This window comes from Streptomyces sp. ID05-26A (assembly GCF_033794685.1).
Taxonomy (GTDB): domain Bacteria; phylum Actinomycetota; class Actinomycetes; order Mycobacteriales; family Pseudonocardiaceae; genus Lentzea.
Genome location: NZ_JARAYZ010000002.1, coordinates 1,839,564 through 1,857,607, shown reverse-complemented (window position 1 = coordinate 1,857,607; position 18,044 = coordinate 1,839,564). Strand labels below are relative to the sequence as shown.

Here is an 18,044-nt window from a genome sequence, read left to right as displayed (position 1 = left end):
TCACGAGCGGGATCCTTTCTGGGCTGGTGGTGCTCGTGGTCCTCTTGGACTTGCTGCGCCTGCGGTCCCGCGCGTCCAAGCTGCGAGTGCTCGCTCCGGGCGCGGGCGAGCACTCGCTTCTCACCGCCACCGGGGTCCATCCGGAGGGCTCGTGGGAGACCGCGGACGACCTCGTCGACCTCGTCCCGCGCGACCTGCCCACCGTGGCGGCGCTGGACCTGCTCGGCGCGGTCGACCCCGGCAAGTACCGCGACGACCAGTGGGCGCGCGGGATCAGCGCGTCGCAGGCGGTGCTGGTGCGGGAGAAGTACCGCGAGGAGATCGACCCGAGCGACCCGACGGAGTTCATCGCGTACGTGCGGCGGGTCAAGGACCACGTGCACGCCAAGGTCGACATCGCGGTCGCGCCGGGACTGAAGGCCGGGCCGTACGACCTCGGGTACCGCGCGGCGATTCTCCGGCGGCTCGGAAAGCGCCCGTCGCTGTGGATCGCGGGCTCGGTCATCGGGTACGCGACGGTGGCCGCCGCCCTGATCACGAACTGGCAGTGGGGACTCGTCGCGCTGGCCGCCTACTGGGCGCACCCGATCCTGGTGTTCGCGGGCACACCGCTCAAGCCCCGTGACCTGTGGGTGCCGCGCGTCGTGCGCACGCCCTACCTGTGGTTCAAGACGTCCGGCGGCAAGAAGTCCACCGCCGAACTCCGGCAGGCCGAGCACCTCGAGCGGGCCACGCCCTGGTACGAGCAGAACCGCGACCGGAACTTCCACGAGGCTCCGCGCGACACCTGCCCGTCTTGCGGGAGCACGGACCTGCGCCGCTGGGTCACCGCGACGGACCTGGTGCAGCGCAAGCCCGGCACGTTCACGATGGACCGGTGTGTCCGATGTGGACACGTCTGGCAGAACCCGCGCCTCACCGAGGAAGGCCTCGGTTTCTACTACCGCGACTTCTACGACGGCCTGGGCGAGACGTCGGCGGAAGCGGTGTTCTCCGGCAAGACCGACCCGTACTACGGCCGCGCGCGCATGGTCGAGCCGTTCACCAAGCCCGAACGCTGGCTGGACGTCGGGTCCGGGCACGCGCACTTCTGCCTGGGGGCCAAGGAGGTTCTGCCGCAGACGCAGTTCGACGGGCTCGACCAGGGCGCGGCCATCGAGGACGCGGCCCGGCTCGGCCGGATCGAGAACTCCTACCGCGGCAGCTTCAAGGACTTCGCGGGCGAGCTCAAGGGCCGCTACGACGTGATCAGCATGCACCACTACCTGGAACACGTGCGCGACCCGTGGGAAGAGCTCGACATCGCCGCGGACGTGCTGCCGAACGGCGGTTACCTGCTGATCGAGCTGCCGGACCCGGAGTGGCGGCTGGGCAGGCTGTTCGGCCAGTACTGGATGCCGTGGTTCCAGCCGCAGCACCAGCACATGATGCCGATCGGCAACCTGGAGCACGCGCTCGCCGACCGCGGACTGACCACGGTGGCCACCGAACGCAAGGAAGCCCATCTCTGCAACGACTTCACGCTCGCGTTGCTGCTGTGGCTCGGTGACAAGGCACCTCGCACGCCCGCGCCGTGGCGTCCGGAGAAGGTGCGACTCCGCCGCACCCGCAGCTTCCTGGTGTGGTCGCTGGGCATCCCGGCGTTCTTCGTCGCGCTGGGCCTGGACCAGACGGTGAACCGGTTCCTGGCCGCCCGCACCGGGAACGGCAACGCCTACCGGCTGCTGGCGCGCAAGGCATGACGGACCTCGCGGACAGGCCTGAGCTCGCGCCGGAGCTCAGGCTGGTGCCGCACGCGTTCCGGCGCACGTTCGGCAGGCCGGCGCAAGGTGTCTGGTACGCGCCGGGAGTGCTGAACCTGCTGGGCGGCGCCGTCAGGGTCCCCGCCAAGTGGGGTGCGATCGTCGCGGGGGACCTGCGCGACGACGGCGTCCTCGAACTCGTGTCGGTGAACCGTCCCGCCGAACGTGCCGTGCTGCCGTCGGACGACGTCCCGGCGTGGGCACGAGGCGTGCGAGCGAGAGGCGGCGCCACGCTGATGTGCAGTGTGGACCTGCCGCACGGCAGTGGACTGTCCGCGAGCCAGGCCCTCAACGCGGCCGTCGCACTCGCGCTCGGCCAGATCGACGGGCCGGACCCCGACCTGCTCGACCTGCCCGGTCAGCGGCTGCTCGTGGTCGACACCCGGATCCGGCGGGAGGAACCGCAGGAGGAGCGGCCGTACGAGCACGACTTCCAAGACTTGGGCGCGGCCCTGACCGCGTACCACCGCGCCCAGCACCCCGATCCCGAGCAGGACGCGGTGGTCGAGGCCGCACTCGCCGCCGGCGCGCGCGGCGCGAGCATGCTGGTCGACCCGCCGGGCAGGCCCGCGGTCGCTCTCGTCGACGCGGACCTGGTCCCGGCGGTGAAGAAGGCGATCACGAAGGCGGTGGAGATCCCTCCCCGCTACCTCACGATCACGCCCGGTCCCTTCAAGACAGCGGCTTTACGGTGAACTCGGCCCGGCGCAGGTCCCTCGAGCTCGGACCCACGAGCAGGACGAACTCGCCGGGCTCCACCACGCGCGACCCGGCCGCGTCGACGATCGTGCAGTCCGAGACGGGGAGCTCCAGGTCGACCTTCACGGTCTCACCGGGTGCCACGTCGACCTGCGTGAACGTCTTGAGCTCCTTGTCCGCCCAGCTCACCGACGTCACGGCGTCGCTCACGTAGACCTGCACGGTCTCGCGGGACGGCCGCGCGCCGGTGTTGGTCAGCGTGATCGAGGCCCTGACCGTCTCGTCCGGACGCAGCACGGCCGTCTCGACGTGCAGGTCGCCGTACTCGACCGTCGTGTACGACAGGCCCTCGCCGAACACGAACGCCGGCTCCTGCGTGAGGTCGGCGTAGCGCGTGCCGTGCTGGCCGCGGATCTGGTTGTAGTACGTCGGCTGCTGACCGGCGTGCGCCGCGAACGAGATCGGCAGCCGGCCGCTGGGCTCGACCAGGCCGTGCAGCACCTCGGCGATCGCGCGGCCGCCCTGCATGCCGGGATTCGCGACCCACAGCAGCGCGGCGGCGTTCCGCGCGGAGGCGGGCAGGACCAGCGGCTTCGACGCGAGCAGCACCACGATCAGCGGCTTGCCGGTCTCGGCCAGCGCGTCGAGCAGGGCGATCTGGCCGCCGATCAGGTCGAGCGTGGCGGTGGAACGGCCCTCGCCGACCAGTTCGATCAGGTCACCGACGACCGCGACGACGTAGTCGGCGTCCTGCGCCGCCGCGATGGCCTCCGCGATCAGCTGAGCGTCCGGCGCGCAGGCCTTCACCACGGGCGGGCGGGGCTGGCCGTCGGGGAACGTGTCGCCCTCGGGGTCCGGTTCGAGGGTGAGGATGTCGGCGCCACGGGCGTACGTGACCTCCTGCGAGGACAGCTCGCGCAGTCCGTCGAGGACGGTCGTGATCATCTCGCGCGGGTGGCCGTTGGGCAGCCAGTCGGCCTGACCGGAGGACCCGGCCCAGTCGCCGAGCTGGGTCTGGGCGTCGTCGGCGAGCGGACCGACGACCGCGATCCTGCCCTTGGACTTCGCGAACGGCAGCACGCCGTCGTTGCGCAGCAGCACCAGCGACCGGCGCGCGACCTGCAGGTTCAGCGCCACGTGGTCGTCGTGGTTGATCATCGTGCGCTGGCGTTCGGCGTCGGGCCTGCGCGGGTTCTCGAAGAGCCCGAGGTCGAACTTGAGCGTCAGGATGCGGGTGACCGCGCGGTCGAGGTCCGACTCGGCCAGCAGACCCTCCTCGACGGCCTGCAACGCGCCGTCGAAGAACTGCGGGGTGGTCATGATCATGTCGTTGCCGGCCTTCACGGCGGCCGCGGCGGCGTGCATGTGGTCGGGCTGCAGCTTCTGCTCCCAGACCATGCGCCCGACGTTGTCCCAGTCGGTGATGAGCGTGCCCTTGTAGCCCCACTCGCCGCGCAGCACCTCGTCGAGCAGCCACGAGTTGACCGTGATCGGCACACCGTCGGTGGACTGGTAGCCGAGCATGAACGTCGCGCAGCCCTCACGGGCGACCTTCTCGAACGGCGGCAGGAACCACGACCGCAGCTTGCGCCGCGACAGGTCGGCCTCACTCGCGTCGCGCCCGCCCTGGGTCTCCGAGTACCCGGCGAAGTGCTTCGCGGTCGCGAGGATCGCCGTCTCGTCGGCCAGGCCGTCGCCCTGGTAACCGCGGACCATGGCAGCCGCGAGCTCACCGATCAGCACCGGGTCCTCGCCGAACGTCTCGTCCACGCGGCCCCAGCGCAGGTCCCGCGAGATGCACAGGACCGGCGAGAACGTCCAGTGCACGCCGGTCGCGGCGGCCTCGACGGCGGTGACGCGGGCGACCTGCTCGACGAGCTGCGGGTCCCAGCTCGCGGCCATGCCGAGCTGCGTCGGGAAGATCGTGGCGCCCTCGTAGAACGAGTGGCCGTGGATGCAGTCCTCGGCGATCAGCAGCGGGACGCGCAGCCGTGTCCGGGTGGTGAGGTCCTGGGCACGCAGCACGCGTTCCGGCGAGGTGTGCAGGATCGACCCGACGTGCTTGCGCAGCACGTGGTCGTCCAGGTCCTCCCTCGAGTCCAGCTGCATCATCTGGCCGACCTTCTCGGCCGGCGTCATGCGGCCCAGCAGGTCGGCCACCCGCTCCGCGGTGGGCAGCGTGGCGTCGAGGTAGGGCACGTCGTCGCGATCCATGTGGTCTCCGAGAGGGCTCGTGCGGCGGCAGCGTCTATGGGAGCGCTCTCACAGTAGATACCTGAAACCGGTTCCGCGCGGAACCGGTTTCAGGATTTCCGGTACAAACGAATCGTTCGAGTAACCCAAACGCGACGAACCGGCTACCCGGGTGGGCAGCCGGTATCGGTGTGTGTCGTGGGCGTTACGCGGCGCTGATGCGCCGGATGGCGAACTACTTGCTCGCCTTCGTGCCGGCGGGGGAGATGGCGAACCACTTGTCGTCGACGCCGTGCCCGGTCGTGTGACCGGACCCCTCGTCGTCCACGTAGCGGTAGACGGGCTTGCCGGCGATGGTGACCTGTTCCAGGCCGTCCGGACGCTTCGTCGTGCCCAGCAGGGCCTGGTCGAGCGCAGGGGCCTCGATCTTGCCGCCCGCGGCCAGCAGCGGCGGCCACACGAGCGTGCACTCCGGTTCGAGGCAGGTCGGCTTCGACGGGCCGTCCGCGGTGGTGAAGTAGAGGGTGTTGTGCTCGCGGTCGGCCACGACGAGGCCGACCGCGGGCGACTCTGCGACCTGCAGTTTCGCGATGTCTCCCGGTAGCACCTGAGTGGGCCCCGCTACCGGACCGGCAGCGGCCTCCAGTTCGTCCAGCGTGGCGGTCTCCTCCTCCGGCGGTGCGGAACAGGCACCCAGGCACACGAGCAGCGCGAGAACGGCGAATCGGCTCACAAGGGGGATTACGGACAGCGGGGCCTCGCCGGTTCATCCCCTGGCTCGCCGCACGGTCTCCGCCAGCCTGCCCCCGAGCTGGTCCCACGGCACGGCCTGGGGCGCCGTCCAGCCGCTCGCCACGACAACCCCTCCGTCGAACACGTACAGGACGGCCCCCCGTCGCCGGTGCAGCAGCAGCCCGGCGATCAGGACCGGCAACACGAGGATGACCAGTGGCGCCGCGCTGAGCAGCAGCAACAGGAGAGCGACGCCGGTCATCGCGATGACGCCCAGCACCGTGACGGCCGTGACGCGCCGGCGGACCTGCCGGGTGTACGTGCCGAGACCGCGTTCGGCCGCGAGCCGCGCCAGCGCCTCCGGGATCTCGTCCATGACGGCACCGTACGGCCGTGGCGGCGCCCTCGCGGCTGGAACGCGTTCACGGGCGGGTGATGGCCGCCAGCATCAGTTCGCGGATCTCCGCGGCGATCTCGTCGACCGCGAGCGGCGGCCGGTGCGCCTGCCACTCGCGCAGCAGCCCCGTGATCGCCCCCACGAGCGCGATGGCGGTGAGCCGGTACGACCGCTGCGGCGCCACCCCCGCGGCCGCCGCCCGCAGCGCCTCCGACTCGATGAACTCCGCCCACGTGGTCACCCAGCGCACGTGCTGCTGCTCGATCTCCGCGTTCACGCCCACGGCCTCGACGTAGTTGAGGCGCGGCGCACGGGGATCGGCGGTCACGCTGCTCACGAACACGTCCAGCAGCGTCGTGATCCGGGTGTCGAGGTCCGCCGCCTCCAGTTCGGTCAGCGCCGTGCGGACCCGCGTGAACGCCGTGGCGTTGATCAGGTCGTGCAGGTCGCGCAGGAGGTCTTCCTTCGAGGCGAACTCCTCGTAGAAGTTGCGCGTCGAGACGCCCGCCTCGGTGCACACCTCGGTGATCTTCGTGGCGGCGAAGCCCGTGCTCGTGAACAACTGGAGACCCGCCTGCAGCAGCTTCGCCCGGCGCTCGGCCCTGCGCTGCTCGGGTGAGATTCCGCCGTAGGCACGGGCCACCGGGGTGCTCCAATCTGGTAACTGGGCTTGTCAGATTACGTCCACGCAACCCCTCGCGCACCCCAGGCGTCTAGACCTTTGCGCGGGGGTCAGCTGCCCGTCGCGCTGGGGATCAGGGCGGGGCACCCCCCGGTGGGGTAGCCGGAGTTGTACTCGAAATGCCACTGCTCGTTTTCGTAACGGCGGCACCAGCCGAGGGTGCTGCCGTTTTTCTCGACCCATTTCGCTGATTCGATCGGCTGAATGTCGACCGCGAACCCGATCACGTGCATCGAGCGGTCCGGTGGATTCAGCACGTACTTCGACGCGAGTTCTTCGGTCCCGAACTTCTCGACGGCCTCGTCGAACTCCGCCTGCTGTTGCTGACGGCTGCGCTTGCCGTCGTTGAGGCAGAGCTTGACGCCCTGCTCAGAGGCCTTGGAGCGCAGTGCCAGCCACGCCTCGAGCACCTCGGGGCGCAGGCCTCTCGGGTCCTCGTCGAAGTACCGGGCGTCGATCGAGCAGTTCGGCCCGTCCGGTGGTCCCGGCACTTCCTCGATTATCGCGAGCGGCTTTCCCGGATGGCGGTCGAACACGAGCGTCAATCTGCCCAGGTAACCCAGCGCGCCGCCGGTGGAAACCACGAGTGTGACGATCAGGAGCACGCCGAACACGACGCGTCTGGAGGTCTTGGACATGATTCGAATAATACGTCGGCGCGCAACCTCGTCTGTCAGCAACCCGTAACAGTCCGTCGGCAGCTGTGTCCCGGTGGACGTGGCTTGCGACACATCCGTTCGGCCCAGTGATACTTTGGATGCGGCGATCAAATGTGATCGGTGAACAGTTCCTGGCCCCTTTCGCTGCCGTGATTCGTGGTGGCAACATCTGCGTCGGCCGAGAACCGGCCCGTTTTTGTGAGGTCTCAGGAGGACCGCTTTCATGTCCGGCCGCATTTTCGCGTTCGTTGCTCTGTTCGTGTCGCTCTTCGCTTTCGCCGGCACCGCCCAGGCCGCTCCGCCGGCGCATCGGGGCACGGCGCTCGTGCTCTCCGCGCAGTACTCGGAGTTCGACGGCAGTGCCTTCAAGGCAACCGTCCTGACCTGCGAACGAGGTGACCAGCACCCGCGCAGGGCCCTCGCCTGCGCGACGCTCGCCGCCTCCGGTGCCGACCTGCAGACCATGCAGGCCGACGAGCGGGCGTGCACGTTCCACTACGCCCCCGTCGAGGTCGCGATGTTCGGTTTCTGGCGCGGTGAGCCCGTCAACGAGGTGCACACCTACCCGAACTCGTGCGTCATGCTGGCGCACACCGGTGCCCTCTTCGATTTCTAGGAATCGATCACGGCATCGCAATGAAAATGTGGAGCGGGGCGCGGCAGGGGCGCTCCGCTCCACATTTTCTTGCACCCGGAATCAGTGCTCCGCCGAATGGCGGAGGGTCCGCCCGGTATGCGAGGGTTAGATCATGGCCGCCGCCCCTCGCTTCCCGCTGCTCCACTGGACGACCATCACCCCCGTACTAGGCATGGTCCTGCTCGGGCTGACCTGGGGGCGCGACCTCGGCGGCGTGCTCGTCGCGCTCGTCGCCGTGGTCCTCGCCGCGACCGTGCTCGCCGCGGTGCATCACGCCGAGGTCGTCGCGCTGAGGGTGGGGGAGCCCTACGGGTCGCTGGTCCTCGCGGTCGCGGTGACGATCATCGAGGTGGCGCTGATCGTCACGCTGATGGTGTCGGGCGGCCCGGAGGCCTCCTCGCTGGCGCGCGACACGGTGTTCGCCGCCGTGATGATCACCACGAACGGCATCGTCGGCATCGCGCTGCTGCTCGGGGCCATCAAGCACCACACGATCCTGTTCAACGCGGAGGGCAGCGGCGGCGCGCTCGCCACGGTGATGACGCTCGCGACGCTGACCCTGGTGCTGCCGACGTTCACCACGACGACGCCCGGCCCCGAGTTCTCCGGCCCGCAGCTCGCGTTCGCCGCGATCGCGTCCCTCGGCCTGTACGCGCTGTTCGTCTTCACCCAGACCGTCCGGCACCGCGACTTCTTCCTGCCCGTCGACGAGGACGGGGTGATCGAGGCCGACGAACACGCCGAGGCGCCGTCCGGCAAGGCCGCGCTCACCTCGCTCGGCTTCCTGCTCCTCGCGCTGGTCGCGGTGGTCGGCCTCGCGAAGATCGAGTCGCCCGCGATCGAGGCGGGCGTGCGCGCCGCCGGGTTCCCGCAGTCGTTCGTCGGTGTCGTCATCGCCCTGCTGGTGCTGCTGCCCGAGACGATCGCCGCCGCCCGCGCCGCGTTGCGCGACCGGATCCAGACCAGCATCAACCTCGGCTACGGCTCGGCGATCGCGAGCATCGGCCTCACCATCCCGACGATCGCGCTGGCGACGATCTGGCTGGACGGACCGCTGATGCTCGGCCTCGGGTCGACGCAGATGATCCTGCTGCTGCTGACGGTGCTGGTCAGCGTGCTGACCGTCGTGCCGGGGCGGGCGACCCGCCTGCAGGGTGGCGTGCACCTGATCCTGCTGGCGGCGTTCCTGTTCCTGGCTGTGAACCCCTAGCGCCGCGCCGCGAAATTTGGCGAGCCAGTTCACGCTCAGCAGGGCGGCTCGCGGCACCGCCCCCACGCCCCCATACGTTCCAGTATGAGGACGTGGGGGCGGCACCACGATCCGCCCGTCTGACCGCGAACTGACCCGGCAAATTTCGCGCCGCGGCGCTAGCCGGTATCAGGACCGGTCGCTTGATCCGTTGTGCCCTGTTCGTCCGGCTCCTACGTTCGTGGGATGTTGCGTCGGAGGGCACTTCTGCACACAGCCGCGCTCGGAGCCGTGTCGGCACTGGTCGGCAGGTCCACAATGGACGTCCAGCTGATCAGGCCCGGCGACGCCGCCTACAGAGACGCCAAGCTCGGCTACTTCACGCAGTACGACGCCCAGCGTCCCAGCGCGATCGCTCGAGTCCTGTCACCCGCGGACGTCCAGCGGTGCATCGAGATCGCGCGCACGGACCGCACGCGGATCGCGGCCCGGTGCGGCGGGCACAGCTATCCCGGCTACTCCACGGCGGACGGTGCGCTGATCGTCGACGTGCGCGGTCTCAACCGGATCGACGTCCGGCCGGACGGCACGGTCGAGGTCGGCGCGGGCGTGTTGCTGATGGACCTCTACATCGCGCTGGCCGGCGCCGGCCGGATGATGCCGGCGGGCACGTGCGCGACGGTCGGGATCTCCGGGCTGACGCTCGGCGGCGGCATCGGCGTGACCGCCCGCCAGTTCGGGCTCACGAGCGACCGGCTGGTCAGCGCTCGGATCGTGACGCCCGACGGGGTGCACCGGACCGCGTCCGCCACCGAGCACGCGGACCTGTTCTGGGCGTTGCGCGGGGGCGGTGGCGGCAACTTCGGCATCGTCACGTCGTTCGTGTTCCGGACCGAGCCCGCCCGCGACCTGACCACCTTCACCGTGCGGTTCCCCTCGGCGGCACTCGCCTCGCTGCTCAGCGTCTGGCCGGACTGGCAGGGCAAGGCGCCGGACGCGCTGACGTCGACCGTCGGCGTGGGCAGCGGCTCGAACCCGCACGTCGAGGTCGGCGGCTGTTTCGTGGGAACGCCGGCGAACCTCCGTCCGCTGCTGGACGACCTCGTGCGCCGCGTCGGCTCACAGCCGGTCTCCCGCCGGGAGACCGAACAGAGCTTCCTCGCCGCGATGGAGCGGTTCGCGTGGTGCCGCGTCAGCGACGGTTCGTGCAAACCGTCGTGGAACGGCGGAGGCGGCAGCCAGTCGCGCGGCAGCTACGTCGCCACGTCGCGGATGTTGACCAGGCCGATCACCGACCCGCAGAAGCTCGCCGACATCTTCAAGAGCACACCGAACTCGTACAACATGATCGACGCCCTCGGTGGTGCCGTCGGCCGCGGCCCGGCCACGGCGTTCCCGCACCGGACCGCACTGGCGAGCATCCAGGTCGAACTCTCGTTGCAGGCGGGGGAGGCGAACGCGCGGCGCGCGATGGGCGTGGCGCGCGACGAGCTCGGCAAGATGTTCGGCGCCACCGGGTACGTGAACTACATCGATCCGCAGATGCCGGACTGGGCGAACACGTACTACGGCTCGTCGCTGACCAGGCTCCGGGAGGTGGCGCGCAAGTACGACCCCGATCGGGTCTTCACGTTCCCCCAGGGCCTCGCGTGAATCCATAAAGCCGAACGGACTATTGTCCTGCTGCGGCGTTCGGCCCTACATTGCGGTAACGCCGGTTACCACAAAGGGGTCCAACGATGCAGCTCCGTTCCGTGCTCGCCGCCGTCCTCCTGTTGTTCACCCTGGTCACGCCCGCGTCCGCGGCCGCGCCGGGGGAGCTGGTCAGCAGCCGGGAGGTGGCGTGGCACCCGGAACCGCTCAGGCTCCTCCCGGCGCCGGTGAAGGCGTACGACATCCGCTACCGCTCCACGTCCGCGACCGGCGCGTCGAACGTCGTGTCCGGCATGGTGCTCGTGTCACCGCTGCCGTGGACCGACGGCCCGCGGCCGATCGTGGCGTACGCGATGGGCACTCAGGGGATGGGTGACCAGTGCGCGCCGTCGCGGCAGCTGCAGGGCGGCACCGAGGTGGAGATCGCGTTCCTCGCGCAGGCCATGCTCAAGGGCTGGGCCGTCGCCGTCACCGACTACGAAGGCCTTGGCACGCCTGGGGATCACACGTACGCGGTGTCCCGTTCGGAGGGCCGCGCACTGCTCGACGTGGCACGGGCGGCGAGCGGCGTCCCGGGTCTGTCGGCTGATGCCCCGGTCGGCGTTTTCGGTTACTCCCAGGGTGGTCAGGCCGCGTCGTCCGCCGCCGAGCAGTGGCAGTCCTACGCGCCGTCGCTGAACATCGTCGGCGTCGCCGCCGGTGGTGTGCCCGCCGACCTGAACGCGGTCGCGAAGTTCAACGACGGCAACGCGGGCGCCGGCCTGGTGTTCGCGGCAGCCGCCGGGTACGCCGCGGCCTACCCCGAACTGCCGCTGTCCTCGGTCCTCAACGCCCGCGGCACGCAGGTCGTCGACCGGATCCGCGAGGCGTGCGTCGCGGAGATCGCCCTGGTGGCACCGTTCACGCGCCTCAACTCGCTGACGACGACGCCGGACGTCATCCAGAACCCGTTGTGGCAGAAGCGGTTGAAGGAGAACACGCTCGGCTCGGTCAGGCCTGCCGCGCCGGTCTACCTCTACCACGGCACGCTGGACGAGCTGATCCCGTTCGGTGTCGGGCAGAAGCTGCGCTCGCAGTGGTGCTCGCTGGGTGCCGACGTGCAGTGGACCGCGCTGCCGCTGCTCGGGCACGTCACCGCCGTCAGCGCGTGGGGCACGAACGCGATGAACTGGCTGGGCGACCGGTTCGCCGGTGGGCGGACCCGCCCTAACTGCTGATCACCGCGGCCGCCAGCGCCGTGAAGTAGGTCCCTCCCGCGAGAAAGCCGTGCGCCAGCGGGAGGGGCCTCTTCGTCGTGAAGGTGGCCTCCTTCGCCGCCTGCCAGTACGCGTTGCCGGGGGCGGTGGGATTGCGGCGGCGCCAGCCCCTGGTCAGCAGCGTGTCGCCGAGGCCGTTGCCGACGTTGAGCACGGCCCACGCGAGCCACGCCAGCGCGACCACGTCCGCGGCGACGAAGCCGACCCAGAGTCCGAGACCGGTCAGCATGACGGCCAGGTGGAAGAGCGCGAGCCTCTGTCTTCGTGCTTTCAGCATGTACAGCCCCAGAAGGCTGTTGAGAACCCATCCGACGAGAGCGATGACGGCCATGCTCGAACGGTACTACGATCGTAGTGCTCAGTCACTACGTTTATAGTGGGCTGGTGACCTCGAACCGGGAACGTGCCCTCGCCGCCGCGGTCGACCTGCTCGGCACCGAGGGCCTGCGCGGCCTGACGCACGCTCGGGTGGACGATCGCGCGGGCCTGCCCAAGGGCTCGACGTCCAACTACTTCCGCAGCCGGGACGCCCTGCTCGTCGGAGTCGTGGACTGGATGGTGCGCCAGGAGACCCCGGAGGTGACCGCCACGCTCAAGCCCCTCACGGCGGACGACCTGGTCGACGAGCTGTGCCGGTTGTACGCGTACATGACCGGCCCGAACCTCGTCACGACCAAGGCGCGCATGGTGTTGTGGATGGAGGCGGCGACGAATCCTCAGGTGCGTCAGGCGTTGCTGCGCGGCCGGGCGACCATGGCGGCCGTGCTCGTGCCCGCGCTGGCGAGCCTCGGCGCCCGCGATCCGCTGGCCGCGGCGGACACCCTGGGGGCGTGCGTGCAAGGTGTGTTCCTGCAACAGTTCGCGCGGGGCGAGGCGATCGACCCGCGGCCGATGACGGAGATCATCGTCAGGGGTGCTCTGGCGCGGGGAAACGCCGCCGGAACGTGAACCCCTCCGGCGTCGGGCCCTGCTTGACCAGTTCGAGCTTCTCGAGGCCTTCCCCGGTCGTCGGCTGATGCCCGGCCGGCACCCACCACAGGACGTCGAACGCGCTCGCCGGATCGAACCACTGCCTGCCGCGCTTGAGCGCCTCGAGGTGCACGCCGCTGAAAGCGAACGCCCACAACGCCTCCACCGACTCCCACACGCTGAGGTTGAACGCCTCCCGCATCGGGTCGCGACCCAGTCGCAGCATGTCGTTCGTCATGCGCTCGGAGGTCGGCCGCCACACGAAACCGGGAGCCTCCTGCGCGAGGTCGTTGATCGCCTCGACCCGGCTCGTGAACCCGCGCATCCTCCAGTGGTCGAACGCCCACCGCCCGGTCGTGATGTTGGCCTGCGCCAGGTGGAAGGCTCCCATGCGCCTACTCTGACATGATCGACCCATGCGGTGTGTGGTGCTCGACGACTACCAGGGCGTGGCTCTCGTGAACGCCGACTGGTCAGGCCTCGACGTGACGGTGCTGCGCGACCACCTGCCCGACCCGGCAGCGGAACTGGCCGGGGCCGAGTGCGTCGTGATCATGCGCGAGCGGACCCCGTTCGACGCGGCCCTGTTCGCCCGACTGCCTCGCTTGAAGCTGCTGATCACCAGCGGCATGCGCAACGCCGCGATCGACCTGGACGCGGCGCGCCGGCACGGCGTCACGGTGTGCGGCACCGGCAGCGCCAAGACCCCGCCGACCGAGCTGACCTGGGCGTTGATCCTCGGCCTCGCCCGCCACCTGACCGTCGAGAACGCGGCCTTCCACAACGGCGGCCGCTGGCAGAGCACCGTCGGCGTCGACCTGGCCGGCCGCACCCTCGGCCTGCTCGGCTTCGGCCACCTCGGCAAGGCCGTCGCGCGCGTCGGCAAGGCGTTCGGCATGGACGTCGTGGCGTGGAGCCAGAACCTCACCGCCGAGCGGGTCGAAGCCGAGGGCGTGCGACTGGCGTCCGGACTGCACGACCTGTTGGCGCAGAGCGACTTCGCGTCCGTCCACCTGGTGCTGAGCGAGCGCACCCGAGGCCTGGTCGACGCCGCCGCGCTGGCCTGCCTGAAGCCCTCGGCGTTCCTGGTCAACACCTCCCGCGCGGCCATCGTGGACGGACCCGCGTTGCTGGACGTGTTGCGGGAGAAGAGGATCGCCGGTGCCGGGCTGGACGTGTTCGAGGTGGAGCCGCTGCCGCTGACCGACTCGTTGCGCGGCCTGCCGAACGTGCTGGCGACCCCGCACCTCGGCTACGTGACCGAGTCGAACTACCGCACCTACTTCACCGAGGCCGTCGAGGACATCCACGCGTTCCTCGCGGGTGAACCGGTCCGGCAGCTCTAGCGGCCGGTTACCTACCGGTAGTAAGTTCTGGCGCATGACGCCGGACGCCTCCGCGCACATCGATGTCGCTGCCTCGCCGCAGCGGGTGTTCGAGCTGGTCAGCGACCTTCGGGGGCTGGGTGAGTGCGCCGAGGAGTACTCCGGCGGCAAGTGGCTGAACGCTCCGGGGCCGCAGGTCGGCGCCCGGTTCCGCGGCATCAACAAGCGCGGCTGGCGGGTCTGGCCGACGACGTCCACGGTGACCGACTGCTCCGCGAAGAGGTTCGCGTTCGAGGTGAGGTCGCTGGGGATGGCCGTGTCGCGCTGGCAGTACGACATCGCGGCGACGGGCGAGGGGTGCCGCGTCACCGAGTCGACGTGGGATCGCAGGCCCGGGTGGTACGTGCCGATCACGCAGATCGCGACCGGCGTGCGGAACCGTGCCGTGACGAACCAGCGCAACATCGAGACGACCTTGCAGCGGCTGAAGCGCGCCGCTGAGTCGTTCTGACAATCAGACAGAATCACTCACTTTTAAACACACCTGCACACCGCGGTGGAGCGGCGTGGTGCGGTCGTGAGCTGCAGACATCGGAGGACCGGAACTAGATCCGGTCCGCTCATCCCGTTGAAAACGCTGTCATCAGCGTGGGAACGTGCTCAAACGACGGTTGACACGCTCGAAACACCAGCGTCTAATCCTCGTCAAATATCCTATAGGATCAGAGATCCGAGGAGTTGGCGTGGCAAAGGTCCGACGTGCCGAGGCGTTCCAGGTGGACGTTCCCGTGGAGACTCTGCGCACCGACGCGGTCCAGCAGTTCATCAAGCAGGAGACGGTCTTCGTCGAGATCGAGACCGACGACGGGCTCACCGGACTCGGTTACGCCTACACGATCGGCACGGGCGGCAGCTCGGTCCTCGCTCTCCTGAAGGACCACCTGCTGCCCCGTCTCGCCAACGCCGACACCCGCCGGATCGAGCACATCTGGCGTGACCTCTTCGCGTACACGCGGTCCACCACGGTCGGCGCGATCACGTCGCTCGCGCTCGCCGCCGTGGACACCGCGCTGTGGGACCTGCGGTGCCTGCGAGCCCAGGAACCGTTGTGGCGCGTGGCAGGCGGGTTCCGGCAGGAGGTGCCGCTGTACGACACCGAGGGCGGCTGGCTGCACCTGAGCACCGAGGACCTCGTCGCGGGTGCGAAGGAGACGGCCGCGCAGGGCTGGCAGGGCATCAAGATGAAGGTCGGCAAGCCCGACCTGACCGAGGACGTCGAACGCCTGGAAGCCGTCCGGGCGGCGGTCGGCGAGCGGTTCGCGATCATGGTGGACGCCAACCAGTCCATGACGGCGGCCGAGGCGATCCGGCGCGCGGACGCGTTCCGGAACGTCAACCTCACCTGGCTCGAGGAGCCGCTGCCGGCCGACGACGTGAGCGGGCACGAACGTCTGGCCAAGGCGACCAGCATCCCGATCGCGGTGGGGGAGTCGCTGTACTCCGTGGCGCAGTTCCGCGAGTACCTCGAACGCGGTGCCGCCTCGATCATCCAGGTCGACGCCGCACGGATCGGCGGCATCACACCGTTCCTCAAGGTCGCGCACGTCGCCGAGGCGTTCAACGCCGACGTGTGCCCGCACTTCCTGATGGAGCTGCACGTGAGCCTCGCGGCCGCGCTGCCCAACGGGAAGTTCGTCGAGCACATCCCGCAGCTGCGCGGGATCACCAGAAGCGAGATGACCGTCCGCAATGGACACGCACTCGCCCCTGACACGCCAGGTCTCGGCATTGATTGGGACCGCGACGCGATGGAAGACCTACGCGCCGGATGATCCTTCACCGCCTGAAAACACCGCCGGAAATCACAAAGGAGTGGTCTTGAGAGCGTTAGGTGTCGTTGCCGGTCTGCTCGCGTCGCTGATCGCGGTCCCCGCAGCCGTGGCCCAAGCACCCCAGGTCCAGCAGCAGACGGCGGCCAAGGCCGAGAAGCCGTACATGGGCTGGAGCAGCTGGACGTTGCAGGCGACCAACTACCCCGGGGTGAACCCGGACGGTCCCGCCAGCTGGCTGAACGAGAAGAACCTGCTGGCGCAGGCGGACGTGCTGGCCGCGAGGTTCAAGAAGGCCGGCTACGACCACGTGAACGTCGACGCGGGCTGGCTCGGCTCGTTCGACGAGTACGGCCGCCCGGTCGTGGACGCGAAGAAGTTCCCGCGCGGTTTCAAGTGGCTCGGTGAGTACATCCACGGCAAGGGCCTGAAGTTCGGCTCCTACCTCGCCGTGGGCCTGGACCCCAAGGCGTACAACGACGGCAAGACCCCGATCTTCAACGCGCCCGGCTGCACCACCAAGGACGTCGTCTACCCCGACCTGCGCAAGACGAACGGGTGGGACTCGTCCTACAAGATGGACTTCGCGAACCCGTGCTCGCAGAAGTACATCGACTCCCTCGCCCAGACGCTCGCGGGCTGGGGCGTCGACTTCCTCAAGCTCGATGGCGTCGGCCCCGGCAGCTTCCGCGGCGGTGAGCGCTACGACAACACCACCGATGTGAAGGCGTGGAACTCCGCGCTCAAGAGCACCGGCCGTCCGATCGAGTTCCTCATCTCGTGGGCGCTGAGCCACCGCTACGCCGACGTGTGGAAGGCCAACACCAACGGCTGGCGCGTCGACACCGACGTCGAGTGCTACTGCGACACGCTCGTCACCTGGAACCAGTCGGTGAAGCAGCGCTGGAACGACGTCGTGCAGTGGATCGACGACGCGGGCCCCGGCCACTGGAACAACCTCGACAGCGTCGCCGTCGGCAACGGCCAGATGGACGGCCTCACCGAGGCCGAGCGCCAGAGCTACATGACGTTGTGGTCGATCTCGTCCTCGCCGCTCTACATCGGCGACGACCTGACGAAGATCGACGACTACGGCTACAAGCTGCTGACCAACAACGAGGTCATCGCGATCAACCAGGCGGGCATCCCGGCGCGGCCCGTGGACCAGTCGTCCGACCAGCAGGTCTGGTACGCCCGAAACCGCGACGGCAGCTACACCGTGGCGTTGTTCAACCTCGGCTCCAAGCCCGCGAAGGTGACGGCCGACTTCGCGCAGCTCGGCATCCGGGGCAACGCGAAGGTCCGCGACGTGTGGGCGAAGAAGGACCTGGGCCAGAAGTCCGGCTCCGTCACCGAGGACCTGCCGGTGCACGGCTCGAAGCTGTTCACGATCACGCCGCGCGGCTCGGTCGCGCCCGGCGTCGTGCAGGGCACCGCGGCCACCCCGACCAGCGTGTCCCTGAAGTGGTACGGCAAGTCCGGCGTGCGTTACGACGTCTACGCGGGCAACAAGAAGGTCGCCTCCACCACCGACACCAAGGCGACCGTCACCGGTCTCACCCCGGCGACTTCCTACGAGTTCACCGTCGTGCAGAACGGCGCCCGCTCGCAGGCCGTGAACTACGTGACGCCGCAGGAGAGCGTGACGTACGAGGCGGAGAAGGGCAGCCCCGGTGGTGGCGCGACCGTCTACGGCTGCGCGTGCTCGGGTGGCAGCAAGGTCGGCTACATCGGCGGCAGCGGCAACGTCACGATGCCGACGGTCGTGGCGCCGCGTGAGGGCACGTACCTCGTCGAGCTGGCCTACATCTCCGCCGACGCCAGCAGGACCGGCATCGTCACGGTGAACGGCACCGGCTTCAAGCTGCCCGTCGCCGGCTCCAACGACGACGACTGGAACACGCCGCAGAAGGTCACCGTGCCCATCTACCTGTTGAAGGGCAACAACACCATCCGGATCGGCAACCCGGACGACTCCGTGTTCGACGTCGACAGCATCCGGATCTAGGACCAGGAGGTGCC

Annotated in this window: 18 protein-coding genes; 11 read left to right on the top strand and 7 right to left on the bottom strand. The window is 69.4% G+C overall.

Annotation, left to right across the window (positions count from 1 at the left end; all coding sequences use genetic code 11):
- The first annotated feature begins 35 nt into the window (after positions 1 to 35).
- Together PV646_RS24055 and PV646_RS24050 are read left to right on the top strand one after the other, a co-directional pair.
- Positions 36 to 1,742, top strand: coding sequence for a methyltransferase domain-containing protein (locus PV646_RS24055; RefSeq protein WP_500344437.1), 1,707 nt, complete (start codon positions 36 to 38; stop codon positions 1,740 to 1,742).
- Positions 1,739 to 2,497 (top strand): hypothetical protein, encoded by a 759-nt coding sequence (locus tag PV646_RS24050; RefSeq protein WP_500344436.1) that lies wholly within the window; start codon positions 1,739 to 1,741, stop codon positions 2,495 to 2,497. Before PV646_RS24055 ends, PV646_RS24050 begins: the two co-directional genes overlap by 4 nt.
- Here PV646_RS24050 and PV646_RS24045 read toward each other — a convergent pair.
- From PV646_RS24045 to PV646_RS24025, 5 genes are all read right to left on the bottom strand, one after another.
- Positions 2,475 to 4,715: an exo-beta-d-1,3/1,6-glucosidase gene (locus PV646_RS24045; protein ID WP_500344435.1), complete on the bottom strand. Its 2,241-nt coding sequence runs from the start codon at positions 4,713 to 4,715 to the stop codon at positions 2,475 to 2,477. The two genes, PV646_RS24050 and PV646_RS24045, sit on opposite strands and share 23 nt — an antisense overlap.
- A 214-nt stretch (positions 4,716 to 4,929) precedes the next feature.
- A complete protein-coding gene (locus PV646_RS24040; protein WP_500344434.1) occupies positions 4,930 to 5,427 on the bottom strand; it encodes a COG4315 family predicted lipoprotein in 498 nt (165 codons plus the stop codon).
- A 33-nt stretch (positions 5,428 to 5,460) separates the two neighbouring features.
- Positions 5,461 to 5,802: a hypothetical protein gene (locus tag PV646_RS24035; protein WP_500344433.1), complete on the bottom strand. Its 342-nt coding sequence runs from the start codon at positions 5,800 to 5,802 to the stop codon at positions 5,461 to 5,463.
- Between the two features lie 46 nt (positions 5,803 to 5,848).
- Positions 5,849 to 6,466: a TetR/AcrR family transcriptional regulator gene (locus tag PV646_RS24030; RefSeq protein WP_500344432.1), complete on the bottom strand. Its 618-nt coding sequence runs from the start codon at positions 6,464 to 6,466 to the stop codon at positions 5,849 to 5,851.
- 89 nt (positions 6,467 to 6,555) lie between these two features.
- Positions 6,556 to 7,185: a D-alanyl-D-alanine carboxypeptidase family protein gene (locus PV646_RS24025; RefSeq protein WP_500344431.1), complete on the bottom strand. Its 630-nt coding sequence runs from the start codon at positions 7,183 to 7,185 to the stop codon at positions 6,556 to 6,558.
- 202 nt (positions 7,186 to 7,387) lie between these two features.
- Here PV646_RS24025 and PV646_RS24020 point away from each other — a divergent pair, with 202 nt between their 5' ends.
- The 4 genes from PV646_RS24020 to PV646_RS24005 all read left to right on the top strand — a co-directional run bounded on the left by PV646_RS24020 (position 7,388) and on the right by PV646_RS24005 (position 11,860).
- Positions 7,388 to 7,780: an SSI family serine proteinase inhibitor gene (locus PV646_RS24020; RefSeq protein ID WP_500344430.1), complete on the top strand. Its 393-nt coding sequence runs from the start codon at positions 7,388 to 7,390 to the stop codon at positions 7,778 to 7,780.
- Between the two features lie 133 nt (positions 7,781 to 7,913).
- A complete protein-coding gene (locus PV646_RS24015; RefSeq protein WP_500344429.1) occupies positions 7,914 to 9,011 on the top strand; it encodes a calcium:cation antiporter in 1,098 nt (365 codons plus the stop codon).
- A 225-nt stretch (positions 9,012 to 9,236) separates the two neighbouring features.
- Positions 9,237 to 10,643, top strand: a complete 1,407-nt coding sequence (locus PV646_RS24010) for an FAD-binding oxidoreductase (RefSeq protein ID WP_500344428.1) — start codon at positions 9,237 to 9,239, stop codon at positions 10,641 to 10,643.
- A gap of 86 nt (positions 10,644 to 10,729) precedes the next feature.
- Entirely contained in the window at positions 10,730 to 11,860 is a 1,131-nt protein-coding gene (locus tag PV646_RS24005) for a lipase family protein (protein WP_500344427.1), read from the top strand.
- On the opposite strand, the gene PV646_RS24000 is transcribed toward PV646_RS24005, so the two are convergent.
- Positions 11,850 to 12,230 carry a hypothetical protein gene (locus PV646_RS24000; RefSeq protein WP_500344426.1) on the bottom strand — a complete coding sequence of 127 codons (381 nt, stop codon included), beginning with the start codon at positions 12,228 to 12,230 and terminating at the stop codon, positions 11,850 to 11,852. The two genes, PV646_RS24005 and PV646_RS24000, sit on opposite strands and share 11 nt — an antisense overlap.
- Before the next feature lie 53 nt (positions 12,231 to 12,283).
- Between PV646_RS24000 and PV646_RS23995 the strand changes: the two genes are divergently transcribed.
- Positions 12,284 to 12,847 (top strand): TetR/AcrR family transcriptional regulator, encoded by a 564-nt coding sequence (locus PV646_RS23995; RefSeq protein WP_500344425.1) that lies wholly within the window; start codon positions 12,284 to 12,286, stop codon positions 12,845 to 12,847.
- On the opposite strand, the gene PV646_RS23990 is transcribed toward PV646_RS23995, so the two are convergent.
- A complete protein-coding gene (locus tag PV646_RS23990; RefSeq protein WP_500344424.1) occupies positions 12,807 to 13,259 on the bottom strand; it encodes a DUF3291 domain-containing protein in 453 nt (150 codons plus the stop codon). The genes PV646_RS23995 and PV646_RS23990 overlap by 41 nt on opposite strands.
- Before the next feature lie 25 nt (positions 13,260 to 13,284).
- Here PV646_RS23990 and PV646_RS23985 point away from each other — a divergent pair, with 25 nt between their 5' ends.
- The 4 genes from PV646_RS23985 (at position 13,285) to PV646_RS23970 (ending at position 18,030) form a co-directional block, all read left to right on the top strand.
- Positions 13,285 to 14,214, top strand: a complete 930-nt coding sequence (locus tag PV646_RS23985) for a D-2-hydroxyacid dehydrogenase family protein (RefSeq protein WP_500344423.1) — start codon at positions 13,285 to 13,287, stop codon at positions 14,212 to 14,214.
- A gap of 34 nt (positions 14,215 to 14,248) precedes the next feature.
- Positions 14,249 to 14,704, top strand: coding sequence for an SRPBCC family protein (locus tag PV646_RS23980; protein WP_500344422.1), 456 nt, complete (start codon positions 14,249 to 14,251; stop codon positions 14,702 to 14,704).
- 232 nt (positions 14,705 to 14,936) lie between these two features.
- Complete coding sequence (locus tag PV646_RS23975; protein ID WP_500344421.1) at positions 14,937 to 16,025, top strand: mandelate racemase/muconate lactonizing enzyme family protein; 1,089 nt, start codon at positions 14,937 to 14,939, stop codon at positions 16,023 to 16,025.
- A 40-nt stretch (positions 16,026 to 16,065) separates the two neighbouring features.
- Positions 16,066 to 18,030: a fibronectin type III domain-containing protein gene (locus tag PV646_RS23970; RefSeq protein ID WP_500344420.1), complete on the top strand. Its 1,965-nt coding sequence runs from the start codon at positions 16,066 to 16,068 to the stop codon at positions 18,028 to 18,030.
- The last annotated feature ends 14 nt before the right edge of the window (positions 18,031 to 18,044 follow it).